This is a genomic window from Streptomyces sp. NPDC086787 (assembly GCF_044745865.1).
GTDB lineage: Bacteria > Actinomycetota > Actinomycetes > Streptomycetales > Streptomycetaceae > Streptomyces.
Genome location: NZ_JBIVBC010000002.1, coordinates 487396 through 504551, shown reverse-complemented (window position 1 = coordinate 504551; position 17156 = coordinate 487396). Strand labels below are relative to the sequence as shown.

Genomic DNA, 17156 nt, shown 5'->3' with positions numbered 1-17156 from the left:
GGCGGCACCGAGTTGCCCGGGCGCGGGGTCACGCGGCGCCGCTGGTCCCGGGGGCGACGAACCGCCTGTGCAGCGGGGTGAACTCGCTCTCGGGCATGCCGCCGATACCGGCCTTCTCGACCGCCGGGGCCAGCCGTTCCGCGAAGAAGGCCTGGAAGGCCTGTTCCGACTCCCAGACGTCGACCACCCGGAGCCCCTCGGCGTCGAACCAGGCCACGTGCATCTGAGCGCCCGAGGGGGCGACCGCCTCCCAGTCCACCGCGTCGCGCACGATGTCGTACTGCTTCGGGGTCACCCCGGCCCAGCTCATGGACAACACCACAGCCATGTCCGCTCCTTGTCCTCGTCGGCCCTCGCCGTGTCCGGAATCGTCCCGCGACGGGGGGTGTCCGGCGAAGGGCGCGCGGAGGTGCGGGCCCGCACGGTTTCGATCCATCGCGCCGAGCACATGGCCCCGCAGCACGACATCCACGGACGTACGGACGCCGGACCCCGGACGCGACCGCGCCCCGCCTACGCCCGATCCGGCAGGCGCCGCTCCCCCGGGCGCCGGATGCCCGTGACGCCGTAGGTGGTAGGACACCGGTGACACGGGCCCCGGCACAGGTCGTACGCGACGACGGGGCGGACCATGGAGGCATGACGACTCGCCCACCGGCCCTGCTCGCCGGGCTCCTGCTCACGGCCGGTGCGCTGGCCGCCTACGTCGGCATCGCCCGCGACGGCGGCGCCCGGGACGCCGGGCCGGCGGACTCCCGGACCCGGTATGCCGCGGTCGGGGACTCCTTCACCTCCGGTGTGGGAATCCCCCGGCAGAGCGCGGATCCGGCCGGCTGCGGCCGCTCCGACCACAACTATCCGGCGCTGGTCGCCGCCGGGCTCGGCCTCACGGCCGACGACTTCCGGGACGTGAGCTGCAGCGGGGCCGCCATCGCCGACCTCACCGCGCCCCAGATCACCGGCGGCGGCAGCAACCCGGCCCAGTTCGGCGCGCTGTCCCCGGCGACCCGGCTGGTCACGATCGGCATCGGCAGCAACGACCTCGACCTCATCGGCATGATCATGCGGTGTGTCACCGACACGACGGCGGACGCCTTCCTCGGCACCGGCGGCGGCTCGCACCGGCCCGAGCCCGCCCCCTGCCGCGGGCAGTACGTGGAGGGTGGCACCGACCACGCACAGGAGCGGATCGCCGCCGCGGGCGGTCGGCTGTCCGACGCGCTGCGCGAGGTCCGCCGTCGCGCGCCCGGGGCTCGCGTCCTTGTCGTCGGCTACCCGGCGATCATGCCCGCCGACAGCTCCGCCTGCGGGCTCGAACTTCCCCTGGCCCGCGGCGACATCACCTTTCTCCGGGAAAAGGAGCAGCAGCTCGACGCCACCCTGCGGGAGCGGGCCCGCGCGGCCGGCGCCGACTTCGTGGACACCTACACTCCCTCGCGGGAGCACAACGCCTGCTCCGCGGCCGGCACCCGCTGGGTCGAGCCGCTCCAGCCCAGTGGCCCGGCCGCCGCCCTGCACCCCAACGCGCGCGGCGAGCGCGGGATGGCGGCGGAGGTGCTCCGCGCGGTGAACTCGGCCGGGCATCTGGGGTGAGGTCCAGGTGCACTGATCACGAGCGTTGTCGACAGTCGCGGGGCTCACCCCCCGATCGTCGTCCGGCTCCGGGCCTTCTCGTACTCGGCCACGGGCTCTCCGCCGACGCTCCACGGCCAGGAGACGACCTGGCCGCCGATCGCCTCGAAGACCGGGCGGGCGTCGTGGCGCCGTTCGGCCGCGATCAGCGCGTAGGCGAGCAGGTTCAGGTCGGCGAGGGCGGCGGCGTGGTGCAGGAAACCGGGCCGGGCCCAGGTGTGGGCGGCGCGGTCGAGGACCTGGGCGGCCTCGACATGGGTCCAGTGGTTGCGTGCCATCAGCGCCTCGACCCCGCCCAGGGCGAGGACGGAGTGGTACTGGAGGACCTGGGCGGTGAGTTCCGTCGCCGTGCAGGGCGCGTTCTCGGGGGCGCGGGCCCGGACGGCGTCCACGAAGTCCAGGACCTGGATGCGCGAGCCCATCTCGTCCGGGCCCAGATAGCGCAGCATGCCGAGGTACGCCTCACGGTTCCAGCGGTCGCGCGCCAGCACCTCGTTCCAGATGCCGAACGCCTCCGGCTGGCCGCGCCGCTCCAGCCGGGCCAGACCCAGCAGCACCACCCAGGGGGTGGGGTCCTGGGGCGCGAGTTCGGCGGCGCGGAAGCAGTTCTGGGCGATGGTGTTCCCGTCCGCCAGGCTGCGCTGCGCGCGTGCGCGCACGAGCAGTGACCACGCGTGCAGTACACGGGCCCGCGCGTTGCCCGGTTCCCGGGCGGTCCAGGCCCGGGGCACATGCGTCTCGGACAGGCAGTGTGCGAGGACGGACATCCGTTGTGTGTGGCGGTCCCAGTCGTCCGTCTCCTCGTCCATGAGACGGGATATCTGGGCCGAGCACAGGTCCGTGGTCGCGATCGTGCCGGTCCTGGTCGTCGCGAGCAGCGCCTTCAGCAGCCTGTCGAGAGCGGGGTCGTCCAGCGCGAGTACAAGGCGGGCCCTTCTGCGGCGACTTGAGAGAAATGCCATGTGCGGAGGCTATGGGTGATCAGCCGTAGCGCAAGGTGTCGGCCGGGATCGTTATGGATTGCACGTGTGATCAGCGGTTACCCGCTCGTACGGCGAGACAGCCGGGCGAGCAGATAGGCGCCCGCGACGGTGACGAGGGCCGCCATGCAGGCGATGAACACCAGTCCCGCGCCGCGCAGCCCGAGCGGTCCGGTCAGCAGGCCGACCCCGATCACCGGCAGCGAGATTCCCGCGTAGGCGACGACGAACAGGGCGGAGATCACCGCCGCCCGCCGGTCCGCGGGGGACGCCTCGGCCACGGCGGACAGCGCGCCGCGGAACGCCAGCCCCTGGCCCGCACCGCCGACGGCCGCGCTGAGCACCACCAGCGCCATCAGGTCCCAGTGCAGCGCGGCCGCGAGCAGGGCGAGCCCGGTCAGGAGCACGGCACAGCCGAGCGGCAGCGAGCGTGCCACGCCGATGCGGCCGACCGCGAGTTGCCCGACGGTCGAGGCGAAGAAGGCGAGCGCGACGACCAGCCCGCTCACGGCGTGGTCGCGCACCCCCAGGTACTCGGCGAGGAACGCGGGGCTGACCGACGTGAACACACCGAACAGCGCGAAACCGGCGAACGCGGCGATCGCCGCCGGCCCGAACACCGCGCGCACCGGCCCGGGCAGGCTGGGGCGCTGCGGTCGTACGGTGCTCAGCGGCCGCCGTTCCCGGACGGTCTCCGGAAGCCACAGCAGCACCGCGGCCGAGCAGGCCAGCAGGGCGAGATGGACGACGAACGGCAGGTGCAGCGGCCAGGGCGCGTACTGTGCGAGCAGCCCGGCGAGCAGGGGGCCGCAGCCCAGCCCGCCCATGTTGGCGGCGGTGGCGACGAACGTGGCACGGGAGGTGCCGCCCGGGGGCGCCAGCTCCATCACATAGGCCGTCGCCGCCCCGGTGAACAGACCGGCGGACAGGCCCGACAGCAGACGGCCGGCGTACAGCCGGCCGAGGCCGCCGGCGCTCAGGAAGCAGACGGCGCTGACCGCCGCGAACCCGAGGCCGCACAGCAGTACCGGGCGCCTGCCCAGGGCGTCGGAGGCGTTGCCCGCCAGCAGCAGCACACCGATGACCCCGAAGGCGTAGACGGCGTACACGACCGTGACGGTCAGTTCGGAGAACCCGAGTTTGTCCTGGTAGAGGCTGTAGAGCGGGGTCGGCAGTGTGGTGCCGGCCATGCACACGGCGAACACGGCTCCGCTGAGCGCGCAGGGGAGCCACCCTCGGCGTTCCAGGTCCATGCTGCCGACGGTAACCGCTCGGTCACCGCCGCGCCGCGTACCGGCCGGGCGCGGAAACCGCGGCGGGGCGGCGGGCGTCCTCCCTACTGTCCGAGCACTTCAGGCTGTTGCTCGCATTCGAGCGAACAACTCTCCTCTATGAGGACATATGTTCATACGTTCAGCCGCTGTCACCCTGTCGGGCGCGCTGGTTCTGTCCGCCCTCGCCGCCACGGCCGCCGAGGCCGACGCCGGTCAGGGCGACACCACGATCGTCGGTGTCGTCGTCAACGGCGGCAAGGCGGTCGTGGTCGGCGCCACCGCGAAGAAGACGTTCAAGCTCAGCATCACCACGAGTGACGACTCGGGGATCAAGGACGCCTACGGCTGGGTCTACCACGGCTCGTTCGACCTCCCCGACGGCTCCGCGGGCCCCGGCTCCGACACCCCACTGGCCTGCACCCCGGCCTCGGGCAGCGCCACCACCGTCACCTGTGTCGCCGACATCACCGTCGACCCGAACGCGGACCTCATCAACGCCCATGCCGGCACCTGGCACGTCTGGACCTCCGTGGACGCCAACGACTCGGACTACGTCAACCTGGACGACGCGAGCACGTTCACCATGAAGCGGGCCGCCACCCTGACCGCCGACGCCTCCCCGGAGCCGGTGGCCAAGGGCAAGACCCTCACGGTCAAGGGCACCCTGAAACGCGCGAACTGGGACAATCTCACCACGGGCGGCTATGCCGGCCAGAAGGTGAGGCTCCAGTTCCGAAAGGCGGGCACCGCGACCTTCACCACCGTGAAGACGGTGACCAGCGGCACCGGCGGCGCCCTGAAGGCGACCGCGAAGGCAACGGCGGACGGCTACTGGCGCTTCAGTTACGCCGGAAACGGCACGACGGGAGCCGCCGACGCCCTGGTCGACTACGTCGACGTGAGATGAGAAAAGCGCAGGGCTTTGCATGACCATGCATCGCAGTGCATAATCTACCCATGTCCAAGGTCCTCACCTCCCTGCCCGTCGGCGAACGCGTCGGCATCGCCTTCTCCGGTGGTCTCGACACCTCGGTCGCCGTCGCCTGGATGCGCGACAAGGGCGCCGTCCCCTGCACCTACACCGCCCACATCGGCCAGTACGACGAGCCGGACATCGCCTCGGTGCCCGGCCGCGCGCAGACCTACGGCGCCGAGATCGCGCGTCTGGTCGACTGCCGTGCCGCGCTGGTCGAGGAGGGCCTGGCCGCGCTGACCTGCGGCGCGTTCCACATCCGATCGGGTGGGCGGGCGTACTTCAACACCACCCCCCTCGGCCGGGCCGTCACCGGCACCCTGCTCGTCCGCGCGATGCTCGAGGACGGGGTCCAGATCTGGGGCGACGGCTCGACCTTCAAGGGCAACGACATCGAGCGGTTCTACCGGTACGGCCTGCTCGCCAACCCGCACCTGCGGATCTACAAGCCCTGGCTGGACGCGGACTTCGTGTCCGAGCTCGGTGGCCGCAAGGAAATGTCGGAGTGGCTGCTGGCGCACGGGCTGCCGTACCGCGACAGCACCGAGAAGGCGTACTCCACGGACGCCAACATCTGGGGCGCCACCCACGAGGCCAAGACCCTGGAGCACCTGGACACCGGCGTCGAGACCGTCGAGCCGATCATGGGCGTGCGGTTCTGGGACTCCGAGGTCGAGATCGCCACCGAGGACGTGACCATCGGCTTCGACCAGGGCCGGCCGGTGACGATCAACGGCAAGGAGATGGCCTCGTCCGTCGACCTGGTCATGGAGGCCAACGCCATCGGCGGTCGGCACGGCATGGGCATGTCCGACCAGATCGAGAACCGGATCATCGAGGCCAAGAGCCGCGGCATCTACGAGGCGCCCGGCATGGCCCTGCTGCACGCGGCGTACGAGCGTCTGGTCAACGCCATCCACAACGAGGACACCCTCGCCCAGTACCACAACGAGGGCCGGCGCCTCGGCCGGCTGATGTACGAGGGCCGCTGGCTGGACCCGCAGGCCCTGATGATCCGGGAGTCGCTCCAGCGCTGGGTCGGCGCGGCCGTCACCGGCGAGGTGACCCTGCGGCTGCGGCGAGGCGAGGACTACTCGATCCTCGACACCCGGGGTCCGGCGTTCAGCTACCACCCGGACAAGCTCTCCATGGAGCGCACCGAGGACTCCGCGTTCGGCCCGCTGGACCGGATCGGCCAGCTCACCATGCGCAACCTGGACATCGCCGACTCCCGCGCCAAGCTGGAGCAGTACGCCGGTATGGGCCTGATCGGCACGGCGAGCCCCGCCATCGGTGCCGCCCAGGCGGCCGCGACCGGCCTGATCGGTGCCATGCCGGAGGGCGGCGCCGAGGCCATCACCTCCCGCGGCGAGGTCTCCGAGGAGGACGAGCTGCTGGACCGCGCGGCCATGGAATCCGGCACGGACTGACGGCGGGGACGAGGGGCGTCACCGCCGGTCACCACGGCCGGAGGCGGCGCCCGTCAGCCCAGGTAGAAGTCCCTGCGAGCGGCCACGAACTCCTCCACCGTCCCGGCCGGGGTGCCCGTCAGGCGCTGGACGTCGTCGCAGGAGCGGTCGTAGCGGTTCTCGTGGTGGAGGCGGGCCATGGTGGCGATGTGCTCCTCGACATGCTCCGGCAGCCCGGCCTTCGCGAGCACCTCGGCTCGCCACTGCTCGAACGGTACGTCCGTGTAGGTCACCGGCCGCCCCAGCGCCCGGGAGAACTCCCCGGCCATCTCGGTCATGTCGACCGTGCGGGGCCCGGTCAGTTCGTAGACGTGACCGATGTGCGGGGGCGGATCCCGGAGCACGGCGGCGACCGTGCGCGCCACGTCGGCGGCGGCGATGGGTGAGGTACGACCGGAGCCGAACGGGAGCTCGATGGCACCCCTTTCCCGGATCGTCCGCGCCGCGAGCACCGTGAACAGCGGATTGTCCAGGAACGACGTCGGCCGGATGTGGACCACCGGCAGGCCGGACCAGTCGAACACCCGCTCCGCCAGCCAGTGCAGCCGCTGCTGCCGGGACTCGGCGGTACTGACGGCGGTCATCTGCGACACCGTCATCTGAGACATGCCGACCAGGGCGCCGAGATGCCCGTACTCGCGCGCCACGTCCGCCACCACCGTCGCCGCGAGCAGGTGGTCGCGTGACACCGGCATCGCGAAGTACATCCGCCCGGCACCCTCCAGGGCGGTCGCGACGGTCTCGGGCCGGGTCAGGTCACCGACGACCACCTCCGCGCCCAGCGACCGGAACCCGGCCGCCCGGGCGTCGTCCCGGCGGACCATCACCCGCACCGGCAAGCCACCCGAACGCAGTTCTTCGACGATCGCACGACCCACGCCACCGGCGCCGGTGACGAGGACGAGTTCACCGGCAGCCATCCGCCCGGCCCCTTCCACTCGCGCTCATCCCCATTCGCTACGGCAATTCAGAGCATATGAACATAATCTGCGGACCGGCAAGATGAGAGGAGCGACTCTGGAGGAGACATGACCACACCGCCGACCGATCCGGGCGACCGGTGCAACAACCTGGCGCTGCGCAAGGCGTCCCGGTATCTCGGTGCCACGTATGACAAGGCGCTGGCCCCGGTCGGCCTCAGGTCGACGCAGTTCAGCATCCTTCAGAGGCTCAGCGTCCACGGGGAGGTGATGATCACCGCCCTCGCCGACATGATCGCCATGGACCGTACGACGATGGCGTCCAACCTCAAGCCGCTCGCCCGCGAGGGCCTGGTGACCGTCGAACCGTCGCGGGCCGACCGCCGCGCCCGGATCGTGACGCTCACGCCGGAGGGCCTTGCCCGGATGAGGGCCGCGCTGCCGCTGTGGCAGGCGGTGCAGCGGAGGTTCGAGGAGAACTTCGGAACCGACGAGGCGACCCGGCTGCGCACCGCCCTCGCGGCCGTGCTCGACACCGGGTTCGAGCCCTGGGCCGACTGACGCACCGTGAAGGACCGGTCGGTCGAGGACCGTTCAGTCGCCGACGTGCCGGAGGTGATGGACCGTCATCACTCGGCCCTGACCGTGATGTCGCCACTGGACGTGGTCAGGTCCAGCGTGTGGGCGGCCGACGGATCGCTGGGCACGGAGATGTGACGGCTGCCGCTGTCGACCCTGGTGGACACCCGGTAGGGACCGGTGGGCGCGGTGACGGTGACGTCTCCGTTGGTGGTCTTCGCCCATACGTTCTGAGCCGCCGCCGGAGCGATGGAGACCGAACCGTTGGTCGTCTCGGCCCTGGCCCCGCCGCCCTTCAGGCCCTTCGCCTCGACATCGCCGTTCGTGGTGCGCAGGCCGACCTGCCCCGTCGAGCCGTCCACCGTCACGCTGCCGTTGCTGGTGGACACCTTCACCGCGCCAACGGCGGAAAGTTCGACGTCGCCGTTGGTCGTCGAACCGGTCACCGGCAGGTTCGCGGGCACGTCGACCGTGTAGTCCACCGAGCAGCGGTCGCCGCAGCCGGCGAGCACCAGGGCGCCGTTCTCCACGCGGTAGGTCGGTGACTCGGGTCTGTCGCCCCGGTATGAGACATGGCGGTGGACCGACACCTTGGTGCCGCCCTCGGTGCCGCGCACCTCGACGCCGCCGTTCTGGTTGTCGATCCGTACCGAGGTGAGCTTCCCCGGGACGGCGTGGTCGTCCTCGAAGGCCTTGTCCCGGTCGAGTGCACCGCACCCGCCGAGCCCGCCCGCCGCGATCGCGGTCACGGTCGCCACCGCGAGAACGCGGAACCGCTGGTGCATGAGAGTCTCCCCCGTCGAACCTGTCGAGCCTGTCGAGTCGATGCCAGGCCGGATTCCATGATCGAATCCGGCCTGGCCGTCACGCTACAAGGCCCTGACAGGCACGGACATGGGGTTAACCCCCTACTCGACCTGCGGTTCGCCTCCCCCACTCACTCGCAGCAGGCCCCGGCGCCCTTCGCCTCGGGGAGGTGCTCCTCCGCCCAGACGGCGAGTTCCCTCAGGGCTGGTTCGAGAGCGGCGCCGGCCGCGGTCAGGCGGTACGCCACCCGCAGTGGCGGGCCTTCGTCGACCTCACGCACGACAAGACCGGCGGCGCCCAGTTCGGTCAGCCGGTCCGAGAGCATGCGCTCACTGATGCCGGGGATGGCGCGGCGCGCGTCCGCGAAGTACGCCGGGCCGCCCAGGAGGACGAACACGATCGGGCCTGTCCAGCGCTTGCCGAGCAGCCCGAACACCCGCGTGATACCGCGGTCGACGGTGGTGCATGGCTCCGTGAGGGCGTCCCCGGTGACCTCCATGGGCCCAGTCTACAGATGACTTTGGTCGCTACTAAAAAAAAGTAAGCCCCTGTGTTATTACTAGTAGCGCACGGAAAAGCGGGCACCTTATGGCCCGGTTTCGGGCACTTCACACACCTATGGCACCACTCTGTCTGGAGACCCCCATGGCAACGCTGCTGCACCTGGACTCTTCCCTCTGGCCCGAGGCCGCCTCCGCCTCCCGCTCGGTCACGGCCGCCTTCCGCAAGGCGTGGGAGGAGCAGCACCCCGACGGCACCGTGATCCACCACGACCTCGGCGCGCACCCCGTCCCGCATCTCAACGCGGCGGCCGTGTCCGCCGGGTTCGCCGCCCCCGGCGACCACACCCCCGAGCAGGCCGAGGCCCTCGCTTCGCGGCTGCGGCTGATCGAGGAGCTGGAGAGCGCGGACGCGGTGCTCATAGGCGCCCCGATGTACAACTTCACGATCCCGTCCACGCTGAAGGCGTGGCTCGACCAGGTGATCCTGGCCGGCCGTACCTTCATGGCCGACCAGTCCCTGGTCAAGGGCACCCCGGTCTACGTCGTCGCCAGCCGCGGCGGCTCCTACGCGCCCGGCACCCCGCGCGAGGGCTTCGAGTACGTGCAGAACCTGCTCCAGGCGGTCCTCGGCGACATGCTCGGCATGGAGGTGGACTTCATCGTGCCCGAGCTGACCATGGCGCACTCCAACCCGGCGATGAAGGACCTGATCCCGCTCGCCGAGGCGTCGAAGGCGCGGGCCCACGAGGACGCCGTCACCAAGGGCAAGGCGGCCGCGCTCCACGCGGCAGCCTGACGGCACCGCCGCACCGGTCACGTGCCACCGCCGCCGCGCCCCGCGGCCTGAGATGATCTCCCCGACCGCGTGAACACACGTGAGACGCAGGGGTGGGGAAAATGATCATTGTGCTGCTGGTCGGTGTGCTGGCACTCGTCATCGGCGGCTGCGTCTGCGTGGTGTGGGCCGAGCGCGGCGGCCCGCGCTGGGCCCGGGCGGTGGCCACCGTCACCCTCGTGCTGGGCGAACTTGCGAGCAGCGCCGCCAAGAGCCGCCGCCGCGGCACGAACCGGTCCGGCGACGACGGCGACTGAGCGGCGACTGAACACCAACCGTCACAGCATGACGTGCTTGACCTGCGTGTAGTCGAGCAGCCCGGTGAGCGACAGGTCGCTGCCGTAGCCGGAGTGACGCACGCCGCCGTGCGGCATCTCCGAGACCGTCGTGCCGTGGGTGTTGACCCAGACGATCCCCGTGTGCAGGGCGCGGCTCGCCCGCATGGCCCGGTCGTGGTCACGCGTCCAGACGCTCGCGGCGAGGCCCTGGGGGACGGCGTTCGCCATCTCGAAGGCCTCGGCCTCATCGGTGAAGGGCTGGAGGGTGACGACCGGCCCGAACACCTCGCTCCGCACGATCTCGTCGTCCTGCCCGACCCCGGCGACCACCGTGGCCGAATGGAAGAACCCGGGGCGGTCGAGGGCCGATCCGCCGGTCACGACCTCGGCGTGGTCCGGGAGGCCGTCCAGCAGACGGCGTACGGAGGCGAGCTGGGCGGCGCTGTTGAGCGGGCCGAAGTCGGTGTCCGGGGCGTCCGGGTCACCGGTCACCTGACGCGCGGCCCGCTCGGCGAAGGCATCGCGGAACGCGTCGTGGATGCGGTGGTGGACGAGGATCCGGGTGGCGGCCGTGCAGTCCTGGCCCGCGTTGTAGAAGGCGAGGGGCACCAACTCCTCCGCCGTCGCGGCGGGATCGGCGTCCTCGTGGATCAGCACGGGGGCGTTGCCGCCCAGTTCGAGGTGGAGGCGCTTGAGATCGGCGGCCGCCGCGGCGGCGACCTGCTGTCCGGCGCGGACACTGCCGGTGACGGCGACCAGCCGGACGGCGGGGTGGGCGACCAGATCGCGTCCGGTGTCACGGCCTCCGCACACCACGTTGAGCACGCCGGGCGGCAGGTGCTCGGCGGCCAGCCGGGCCAGCAGCACGGTGGAGGACGGGGTGGTCTCCGACGGCTTCAGTACGACCGTGTTGCCCGCCGCGAGCGCGGGCGCGATCTTCCATACGGCCATCATCAGCGGGTAGTTCCAGGGGGTGATCTGCGCGCACACCCCGACCGGCTCCCGGCGCAGCAGGGAGGTACGGCCGGAGGTGTACTCCATGGCGGCCGCGCCCGGCAGGTTGCGGGCGGCCCCGGCGAAATAGCGCAGCACGTCCACGACGGCGGGCAGTTCGTCGGCGAGGAACAGCGCGCGCGGCTTTCCGGTGTCGGTGACCTCGGCAGCCGCCACGGCGTCGGCATGCCGCTCCAGCGCGTCGGCGAGGCGCAGCAGCGCGGTCTGCCGCTCGGCCGGGGTGGTGGCCGCCCAGCCGGGGAGGGCGCGTTCGGCCGCCCGGCAGGCGGCGTCGACGTCCTCGGGTCCGGACAGCGCGGCGGAGCCGTGCACCCGGCCGGTGGCCGGATCGACCAGGGGCAGGGTCGCTCCGGAGCGGGCCGCCGTCTCCGTGCCGCCGATGTGGTTGTGAACGGTCGCCGGTCGGTCGTGGTCAGCCACGGCGCAACGCCTCCCTCGCGGCGGCGCGGCCGGTGCGGACGGCGCCCTCCATGTAACCGGCGACCCACTGGTCGGAGCCGCAGACGTAGAACGGGGGTTCATGGGTGCCGTGCAGTGGGCCGACGGCCGTCACCTCGCCCGGGGACCACTGGGTGACGTAGCCCAGGGTCCAGGGGTCGCTGCCCCACAGGCGCAGGTGGCAGGAGAGCGGGCGGTGGGCCTCGTCGCCGTACAGGGTGGCCACCTCGGCGAGCAGTTCGGGGACCCGCAGATGGGGCGGGGTGCCGAGCAGGACGCCGTAGCGTTCGGGCGGGATCAGCGCGGACAGGATGCCCTCGTTCTGCGGCCAGGTGCTGCCCAGGACGCCCTCGCACTCGGAGAGGCCGTTCAGGTCGTCCGCGCGCCAGAACGGGCGGTCGTAGACGGCCGCGAACTTGGCGGCCGTCGCGTGTCGCTGGCGGTGCAGGGAGGCGAGGCGGGCGTCGCTCACGCCGGTGACGGAGACGGCCCGCAGGGGGCCGACGGGCAGGGCGCTGACCACGGCACCGGCGGTGAGGATCTCGCCGGTGGCCAGGCGGACGGTCGAGCGGCCGGGGCGTATGTCCACGGCCGCGACGGGCGAGCCCAGGCGGATGCGCGGGGCCAGTGCGCGGCCCATCACCTCGGCGAGGGTCGCCGATCCCTCGGCGAGCCGCAGCCCCTCCCAGTCGTCGTAGTCGTAGTCACCGGGCCCGGCACCCGGTACGGAGGCGCTCTTGCGGAGTGCGGCGAGCAGGGAGGTCCGTTCGTAGGAGCCGCTCGCCAGGGCCAGCTGGCCGATCTCCCACAGGCGTACGACCGCGGGTGTGGCATGCCGGGAGCGCAGCCAGCCGGCGACGGACAGCCGGTCGAGGGCGGTGGCGTCGGGGTGGGACCACGGGTCGTCGGGGTCGACGGTCGCGGCCAGTGCGGTGAACTCCGCGCCGAGCCGTTCGTGCAGGGCCGCGTCGCCGGGCCCGAACCAGTGCGGCGGCTCGCCCGCCGAGCGGCCCTCCGGGGTGGCCCGGACCATCCGGCCCGGCTCGGCGACATAGCTGGGCACGAGCTTCAGGCCCAGTTCCTCGGCGAGGCCGAGATAGGCGGTGTGGGCGCGGCCGACGACCTCGCCGCCGAGTTGGACGGTGCGGCCGTCGGGGAGGCGGGTCTGCTCGACCCGGCCGCCCACCCGGTCCCTGGCCTCCAGGACGAGTACGTCGGTGCCGGCGGCCGCCAGGTCACGGGCGGCGGCGAGCCCGGCGAGGCCCGCACCGAGAACGATCACGTCGTGCTGCATCGGTTTCGCTTTCCGGATCGGGGGCGGGCGGTCAGGCGAGGACGAGACAGTGCTCGGGCCGCCAGCCGAACTCGACGTTCTCGCCGCCGCTCCAGCGGTCCTCCATGCGGGCGCGCGCCGTGTTCTGCTCCAGTACGGACAGGGTGACGCCGGGGGCGAGTTCGATCAGGTAGGTGGTGGTGGCGCCGCTGTAGACGGTGTCGCGGATCACTCCGTTCAGCACCGACATGCCCGGCTCGAAGTCGGACAGCCAGACCTTCTCCGGCCGTACGGACACGCTGACGGCGCTGCCGTCCGCGATGCCGGGGCGGCGGCCGACCGGCAGGACGGGTCCCTGGTCGAGGGTCACCTCGCCGTCGCGGTAGGTACCGGCCATCAGGTTGGAGGTGCCCATGAACGAGGCGACGAAGCGGCTGGCGGGGTGCTCGTAGACGTCCTCGGGGGTGCCGCACTGCTCGACATGGCCCTCGTTCATCACACAGATCCGGTCGGACATGGTGAGTGCCTCGTCCTGGTCGTGGGTGACGAACACGAAGGTGATGCCGACCTCGCGCTGGATCTGCTTGAGCTCCACCTGCATCTGGCGGCGCAGTTTCAGGTCGAGGGCGGCGAGGGGTTCGTCCAGCAGGAGTACGGCCGGCCGGTTGACCAGGGCGCGGGCCAGGGCGACGCGCTGGCGCTGGCCGCCGGAGAGGGTGCGGGGCTTGCGTGCGGCGAGGCCCTGGAGCTGGACCAGGTCCAGCATCTCGCCGACCCGGCGCCGTATCTCCGCCTTGTCCACGCCCTTGCGCTTGAGGCCGAAGGCGACGTTGTCGGCGATGCTCAGGTGGTCGAAGAGGGCGTAGCTCTGGAAAACGGTGTTGACGTTGCGTTTGTCGGGCGGCAGCGCGGTCACGTCCTCACCGGCCAGCAGCACGGATCCCTCCGTCGGGTCGGTGAACCCGCCGATCATGCGCAGTGAGGTGGTCTTGCCGCAGCCGGAGGGGCCCAGCAGGGAGAAGAAGCGGCCGGCCTCGATACCGAGGTCGAGGTCGTGGACGGCGTAGCTGTCCGCGTATCGCTTGGAGACGCCGTCGAGGCGGACGGCAAGGTTCGCGTCCATGGGGTCACTTCCCGGAGAGGAGGTCGAGGCCGCCGCGCCTGCCGAACAGGCGCGGTATGAAGAGGGCCAGGGCGATCAGGCCGATGGATCCGGCGAGCATCAGGGTGCCGACGGCGTTGATGGTGGGCTGTACGCCGAAGCGGATCGCGGAGTAGATCCGTACCGACAGCGGCTGCGGGTCGACGCCGGTGGTGAAGTAGGCGAGGACGAAGTCGTCGAAGACGAGCGCGAAGATCAGTACGGCGCTGGCGAGCACGGCGGGCAGCAGCGCGGGCAGGGTGACCAGGCGGACCGCCTGCCACCGGGTGGCACCGAGGTCCATCGCGGCCTCCTCCACCTCGGGGTTCAGCGCCGCTACCCGGGAGCGGAGGATGACCGTGACGTAGGAGATGGAGAAGGTGATCTCGGAGAGCATCACGGTGCCGGTGGACAGGGTGATGCCGAGGCCCTTGAACAGCAGCATCGAGGCGACGCCGGTGACGATCTCCGGGGTGATGAGCGGCACGAGCATGATCAGGCCGGCCAGTGAGCCGAGCCGGGTGCGGCTGCGCACCAGGCCGAGCGCCAGGGCGACGCCGAGGACGATCGAACCGGCCGTGGCGACCAGGGAGATGCGCAGGCTGGTGCCGAGCGAGGCGAGCAGGATGTCGTCGTGGACGAAGGCGCGGTACCAGCGCAGGCTGAATCCGTCGAAGACGGTGAGGGACTTCTGGGAGTTGAAGGAGAACAGCGTCACCACGGCTATGGGCAGGTAGAGCAGCGCGAAGAACAGCACGGTGACGGCGACGAGGACGCGGGGCCGCCGGTCGGCGCGGCCGCGCCGGGCGCGGGTGCGGCCGGCGGGCCGGGCGGCCGCGGCCTTCGTACGGGTTCGTGAGATCAAGTTGGTCATCGGCGGGCCTCCGCCTCGTCCTTGCGGGTGCGCCTGAGGTAGCCGAACATCCCGACCAGCAGGACGAGCATCAGCAGCATGGTGAGCGCGGAGCCTAGCGGCCAGTTCTGGCCCTGGAAGAACTTGTCCTGGATCAGGTTGCCGATCATGATCTGGTCCGGGCCGCCCATCAGCTGTGCGCTGACGAAGTCGCCCATGGCGGGCAGGAAGACCAGGACCAGTCCGGCGGCGGCGCCCTGCCGGGTGGCGGGCAGGGTGACGAACAGGAAGGTCCGGACCGGTCCGCCGTAGAGGTCGCGGCCCGCTTCGATCAGGGAGACGTCCAGTCGTTCCAGGGCCGCGTACAGCGGGATGATCATGAAGACCACGAAGCCGTAGACGAGCCCGGCGACCACGCCGACACCGGTGTTGAGGATCTTGGTGTCGCCGTCGGCCAGGCCCACGGCGCGCAGTGCGCGCAGCAGCGGTCCGTCGTCGGAGAGGACCACCGACCAGCCGTACATGCGCACCAGGTAGTTGGCGAAGAACGGCACCACGATGGCGGCGATCAGCGCGTTCTTCCAGCGGCCGCCGTACAGGGCGATGGTGTACGCCACCGGGTAGGCGATCAGCAGGCAGATGACACAGGTCAGCAGGGCGTAGCCGAGTGAGCGGGCCAGCACCTCGGTGTAGGCGGGGTCGGCCAGGGCACGGAACCCGGCGAGGTTGAACCCGAAGCGGGGATTGCCGAGCTCGTCGGTGGTGCCGAAGGCGAGGATGGCGACCAGCAGCAGCGAGGCGATCAGGAACCCGGTCATCCACAGGGTGCCGGGGAGCATGAACCAGGACCACATACGGGTGCCGGCGGGGTCCGAGCGTCGACGGCGGAGACGGGGACGCAGGCGCGAGGGGTGACGCAGCAGTGCCATGGTTCAGCCCGCCTTCACCCGGGTCCAGGCGGCGTCGCGGGCGTCCTCCGCCGCGCGGTCGCCGTTGCGGAAGAACAGGTCCGCCTTGAGGTCGGCCTCGGTGACAAGGCACTCCGGGAAGGGTCTGACCAGTTCGGCATAGACCTTCTCGGTACCGGCGACCGGCATGGGGTAGCCGATGTACTCTATGTTCTTCTTCACGTTCTCCGGCCGGAGCATGTAGTCGATGAACAACATCGCGGTCCCGGGGTGCCGCGCGTTCCAGGGGATGGCATAGCAGTCGGAGTTGATCGGGGTCCCCTCCTTGGGCGCCTGGAAGCCGAAGACGGAGGGGTCCTTGGCCTGGTTGAGCATGGCGGCCATGTCGCCGCTCCATGCCTGGGTGATGAAGGCGTTGCCGTTGAGGAGGTTGTTGTAGCTGTCGCTGGAGAAGCCGCGCAGTCTGGGGCGCAGGGTGCCGAGCAGGCTGGTGACCCGTTTGAGCGCGGCGGGGTCGCCGGTGCTGACGTCCAGGCCGAGTTCCAGCGCTCCCATGCCGAGGACCTCGTCCCGGTCGTCCAGCAGGAACACCTTGCCCCTGGCCTTGTCGCTCCACAGGTCCCGCCAGGAGTCGGTCAGGTCGCCGATGCGGTCGCGGCGCCAGCCGATGCCGGTCTTGTAGGCGGTGAAGGGGACGGTGTGCGCGGAACCGGGGTCGTACCAGGGGTCGGCGAAGTAGGGGTACGCGCCGAACACGTTCTTGGTGTGGGGGAGCTGGGAGTGGTCGATACGGCGCAGCCGCCCGCCGCGGACCAGGCGCTGGGCCCATTTGGCGCTGGGGAAGACGATGTCGTAGCGGTTGCCGGCGTTGAGTTTGGCGACCATGCCCTCCATCGAGTCGAAGTTCGACTGGACGACCTTGACGCCGTATTCCTTCTCGAAGCCCTTGAAGACGGACGGGTCGACGTAGTCGGCCCAGTTGAAGTAGACGAGATCACCGTCGACGCGTGCCCGGACCGGGGCGAGGTCCTTCTCGTCGGGTGCTTTCGCGGGCATGAACCCGCAGCCGCCGGCCGCGACGCCCAGCAGGCCGCAGGCGCCCGCCCGCAGCAGAGCACGTCGGGTCGGTGGTGGTACCTCGGGGGACATGGAGCGTCCTCTCCGTCGAGGAACGGCACAACTCCAGGGCGGGACCGGCTGGTCGGCTCACGGAGGCCCTGACTCCGTAGTGAAGACCGGTCTGGGGAAGGTGCGGCCGTGCGTCAGCGGGAGTGGGATA

At 71.2% G+C, this 17156-nt stretch carries 18 protein-coding genes; 6 read left to right on the top strand and 12 right to left on the bottom strand.

Going from position 1 to position 17156, the window contains the following annotated elements; all coding sequences use genetic code 11:
• Positions 1-28: 28 nt before the first annotated feature.
• Positions 29-328 carry a hypothetical protein gene (locus ACIPK3_RS08510; protein ID WP_402567424.1) on the bottom strand — a complete coding sequence of 100 codons (300 nt, stop codon included), beginning with the start codon at positions 326-328 and terminating at the stop codon, positions 29-31.
• A 311-nt stretch (positions 329-639) separates the two neighbouring features.
• Between ACIPK3_RS08510 and ACIPK3_RS08505 the strand changes: the two genes are divergently transcribed.
• Entirely contained in the window at positions 640-1593 is a 954-nt protein-coding gene (locus tag ACIPK3_RS08505) for an SGNH/GDSL hydrolase family protein (RefSeq protein ID WP_402567422.1), read from the top strand.
• 44 nt (positions 1594-1637) lie between these two features.
• On the opposite strand, the gene ACIPK3_RS08500 is transcribed toward ACIPK3_RS08505, so the two are convergent.
• Together ACIPK3_RS08500 and ACIPK3_RS08495 are read right to left on the bottom strand one after the other, a co-directional pair.
• Positions 1638-2594 (bottom strand): hypothetical protein, encoded by a 957-nt coding sequence (locus tag ACIPK3_RS08500; protein WP_402567420.1) that lies wholly within the window; start codon positions 2592-2594, stop codon positions 1638-1640.
• A 77-nt stretch (positions 2595-2671) separates the two neighbouring features.
• On the bottom strand, positions 2672-3865 hold the full coding sequence (locus ACIPK3_RS08495) for an MFS transporter (protein ID WP_402567419.1): 1194 nt from the start codon (positions 3863-3865) through the stop codon (positions 2672-2674).
• Between the two features lie 148 nt (positions 3866-4013).
• On the opposite strand from ACIPK3_RS08495, the gene ACIPK3_RS08490 reads away from it, so the two are divergent.
• Both ACIPK3_RS08490 and argG read left to right on the top strand, forming a co-directional pair.
• Positions 4014-4793 carry a calcium-binding protein gene (locus ACIPK3_RS08490; protein WP_402567417.1) on the top strand — a complete coding sequence of 260 codons (780 nt, stop codon included), beginning with the start codon at positions 4014-4016 and terminating at the stop codon, positions 4791-4793.
• Positions 4794-4843: 50 nt separating this feature from the next.
• Positions 4844-6289 carry an argininosuccinate synthase gene (argG, locus tag ACIPK3_RS08485; RefSeq protein ID WP_402567415.1) on the top strand — a complete coding sequence of 482 codons (1446 nt, stop codon included), beginning with the start codon at positions 4844-4846 and terminating at the stop codon, positions 6287-6289.
• A 53-nt stretch (positions 6290-6342) separates the two neighbouring features.
• Here the strand turns inward: argG and ACIPK3_RS08480 are convergent, their stop codons facing one another.
• Entirely contained in the window at positions 6343-7248 is a 906-nt protein-coding gene (locus ACIPK3_RS08480) for an NAD(P)H-binding protein (protein ID WP_402567414.1), read from the bottom strand.
• 108 nt (positions 7249-7356) lie between these two features.
• Between ACIPK3_RS08480 and ACIPK3_RS08475 the strand changes: the two genes are divergently transcribed.
• Positions 7357-7809, top strand: coding sequence for a MarR family winged helix-turn-helix transcriptional regulator (locus ACIPK3_RS08475; RefSeq protein ID WP_402567412.1), 453 nt, complete (start codon positions 7357-7359; stop codon positions 7807-7809).
• 68 nt (positions 7810-7877) lie between these two features.
• On the opposite strand, the gene ACIPK3_RS08470 is transcribed toward ACIPK3_RS08475, so the two are convergent.
• Together ACIPK3_RS08470 and ACIPK3_RS08465 are read right to left on the bottom strand one after the other, a co-directional pair.
• On the bottom strand, positions 7878-8612 hold the full coding sequence (locus ACIPK3_RS08470; RefSeq protein ID WP_402567411.1) for a DUF4097 family beta strand repeat-containing protein: 735 nt from the start codon (positions 8610-8612) through the stop codon (positions 7878-7880).
• Between the two features lie 152 nt (positions 8613-8764).
• Complete coding sequence (locus ACIPK3_RS08465; protein ID WP_402567409.1) at positions 8765-9133, bottom strand: winged helix-turn-helix transcriptional regulator; 369 nt, start codon at positions 9131-9133, stop codon at positions 8765-8767.
• Positions 9134-9279: 146 nt separating this feature from the next.
• Between ACIPK3_RS08465 and ACIPK3_RS08460 the strand changes: the two genes are divergently transcribed.
• Complete coding sequence (locus ACIPK3_RS08460; RefSeq protein WP_402567407.1) at positions 9280-9933, top strand: FMN-dependent NADH-azoreductase; 654 nt, start codon at positions 9280-9282, stop codon at positions 9931-9933.
• A gap of 101 nt (positions 9934-10034) precedes the next feature.
• On the top strand, positions 10035-10229 hold the full coding sequence (locus ACIPK3_RS08455; RefSeq protein ID WP_402567405.1) for a hypothetical protein: 195 nt from the start codon (positions 10035-10037) through the stop codon (positions 10227-10229).
• Positions 10230-10250: 21 nt separating this feature from the next.
• Here ACIPK3_RS08455 and ACIPK3_RS08450 read toward each other — a convergent pair whose 3' ends face one another.
• From ACIPK3_RS08450 to ACIPK3_RS08425, 6 genes are read right to left on the bottom strand one after another with little or no spacing between them, the layout of a single operon-like run.
• Positions 10251-11684 carry an aminobutyraldehyde dehydrogenase gene (locus ACIPK3_RS08450; RefSeq protein ID WP_402567404.1) on the bottom strand — a complete coding sequence of 478 codons (1434 nt, stop codon included), beginning with the start codon at positions 11682-11684 and terminating at the stop codon, positions 10251-10253.
• The gene (locus ACIPK3_RS08445) at positions 11677-12996 is read right to left on the bottom strand and encodes a flavin monoamine oxidase family protein (RefSeq protein WP_402567402.1); all 1320 of its coding nucleotides are present in this window, start codon (positions 12994-12996) and stop codon (positions 11677-11679) included. Before ACIPK3_RS08445 ends, ACIPK3_RS08450 begins: the two co-directional genes overlap by 8 nt.
• Positions 12997-13027: 31 nt before the next feature.
• Positions 13028-14098, bottom strand: coding sequence for an ABC transporter ATP-binding protein (locus ACIPK3_RS08440; RefSeq protein ID WP_402567401.1), 1071 nt, complete (start codon positions 14096-14098; stop codon positions 13028-13030).
• Between the two features lie 4 nt (positions 14099-14102).
• Positions 14103-14990: an ABC transporter permease gene (locus tag ACIPK3_RS08435; protein ID WP_402567400.1), complete on the bottom strand. Its 888-nt coding sequence runs from the start codon at positions 14988-14990 to the stop codon at positions 14103-14105.
• Complete coding sequence (locus ACIPK3_RS08430) at positions 14987-15898, bottom strand: ABC transporter permease (RefSeq protein ID WP_402567398.1); 912 nt, start codon at positions 15896-15898, stop codon at positions 14987-14989. The genes ACIPK3_RS08435 and ACIPK3_RS08430 overlap by 4 nt, the downstream gene beginning before the upstream one ends.
• Before the next feature lie 3 nt (positions 15899-15901).
• Complete coding sequence (locus tag ACIPK3_RS08425) at positions 15902-17026, bottom strand: spermidine/putrescine ABC transporter substrate-binding protein (RefSeq protein WP_402567396.1); 1125 nt, start codon at positions 17024-17026, stop codon at positions 15902-15904.
• Between the last annotated feature and the right edge of the window lie 130 nt (positions 17027-17156).

Coding starts and splice junctions, on each gene's coding strand:
- ACIPK3_RS08510 (WP_402567424.1), bottom strand. CDS start 328: ATGGCTGTGGTGTTGTCCATGAGCTGGGCCGGGGTGACCCCGAAGCAG.
- ACIPK3_RS08505 (WP_402567422.1), top strand. CDS start 640: ATGACGACTCGCCCACCGGCCCTGCTCGCCGGGCTCCTGCTCACGGCC.
- ACIPK3_RS08500 (WP_402567420.1), bottom strand. CDS start 2,594: ATGGCATTTCTCTCAAGTCGCCGCAGAAGGGCCCGCCTTGTACTCGCG.
- ACIPK3_RS08495 (WP_402567419.1), bottom strand. CDS start 3,865: ATGGACCTGGAACGCCGAGGGTGGCTCCCCTGCGCGCTCAGCGGAGCC.
- ACIPK3_RS08490 (WP_402567417.1), top strand. CDS start 4,014: ATGTTCATACGTTCAGCCGCTGTCACCCTGTCGGGCGCGCTGGTTCTG.
- argG (WP_402567415.1), top strand. CDS start 4,844: ATGTCCAAGGTCCTCACCTCCCTGCCCGTCGGCGAACGCGTCGGCATC.
- ACIPK3_RS08480 (WP_402567414.1), bottom strand. CDS start 7,248: ATGGCTGCCGGTGAACTCGTCCTCGTCACCGGCGCCGGTGGCGTGGGT.
- ACIPK3_RS08475 (WP_402567412.1), top strand. CDS start 7,357: ATGACCACACCGCCGACCGATCCGGGCGACCGGTGCAACAACCTGGCG.
- ACIPK3_RS08470 (WP_402567411.1), bottom strand. CDS start 8,612: ATGCACCAGCGGTTCCGCGTTCTCGCGGTGGCGACCGTGACCGCGATC.
- ACIPK3_RS08465 (WP_402567409.1), bottom strand. CDS start 9,133: ATGGAGGTCACCGGGGACGCCCTCACGGAGCCATGCACCACCGTCGAC.
- ACIPK3_RS08460 (WP_402567407.1), top strand. CDS start 9,280: ATGGCAACGCTGCTGCACCTGGACTCTTCCCTCTGGCCCGAGGCCGCC.
- ACIPK3_RS08455 (WP_402567405.1), top strand. CDS start 10,035: ATGATCATTGTGCTGCTGGTCGGTGTGCTGGCACTCGTCATCGGCGGC.
- ACIPK3_RS08445 (WP_402567402.1), bottom strand. CDS start 12,996: ATGCAGCACGACGTGATCGTTCTCGGTGCGGGCCTCGCCGGGCTCGCC.
- ACIPK3_RS08440 (WP_402567401.1), bottom strand. CDS start 14,098: ATGGACGCGAACCTTGCCGTCCGCCTCGACGGCGTCTCCAAGCGATAC.
- ACIPK3_RS08435 (WP_402567400.1), bottom strand. CDS start 14,990: ATGACCAACTTGATCTCACGAACCCGTACGAAGGCCGCGGCCGCCCGG.
- ACIPK3_RS08430 (WP_402567398.1), bottom strand. CDS start 15,898: ATGGCACTGCTGCGTCACCCCTCGCGCCTGCGTCCCCGTCTCCGCCGT.
- ACIPK3_RS08425 (WP_402567396.1), bottom strand. CDS start 17,026: ATGTCCCCCGAGGTACCACCACCGACCCGACGTGCTCTGCTGCGGGCG.